Annotated in this window: 2 protein-coding genes; both read right to left on the bottom strand. The window is 45.1% G+C overall.

Going from position 1 to position 437, the window contains the following annotated elements:
* Positions 1 to 222: AAA family ATPase (locus tag AC2JF9_RS09500; RefSeq protein WP_500727283.1), on the bottom strand; the 222-nt coding region annotated here is incomplete at its 3' end.
* Positions 223 to 233: 11 nt separating this feature from the next.
* A partial coding sequence (locus tag AC2JF9_RS09495) for a hypothetical protein (protein ID WP_500727280.1) occupies positions 234 to 437 on the bottom strand: 204 nt, incomplete at its 5' end.

Below are 437 nucleotides of genomic sequence, written 5' to 3'. Positions count from 1 at the left end.
CAAGGAAGACTCACATATATAAAGGTATTGGTAATGAATGGGGTCTAATTGGTGAACCAACGACCGGATCGCCGTCGATTTCCCCATTCCAGCTTCCCCAGTTAAGAGACAAAATTGACGGTGCTGGACCGCATATTCTAATAGCGCAGATGCTTCCTTTTGGCTGGATGAGTGAAACAAATGCTTCGGTAAAATCTCACGGGTAAAGGGTACACCCTTCATTTCAAAAAAGGCTACCATTCTCCATCCCCCCCTGATTGATTATCCTTTAACTTGGCAAAACTGGTCGTACCCACCTGTTTTCGTTTTTCCTCTTCCTGTTGTTTTTTTAGTTGTTCTAAGAAACTGGAAACGCCGGGAAGGTTAGGAGAATGGCCTGTATCGTCTGGCAGTTTGGAATGGCTTTGATTACGGAGTTCCGCAGGTGTGGCATTATC

The sequence above is a fragment of the Lactobacillus sp. C449L genome (assembly GCF_059900815.1).
The sequence above is the reverse complement of the archived record's forward strand: the minus strand, read 5'-3'. Positions and strand labels throughout refer to the sequence as shown.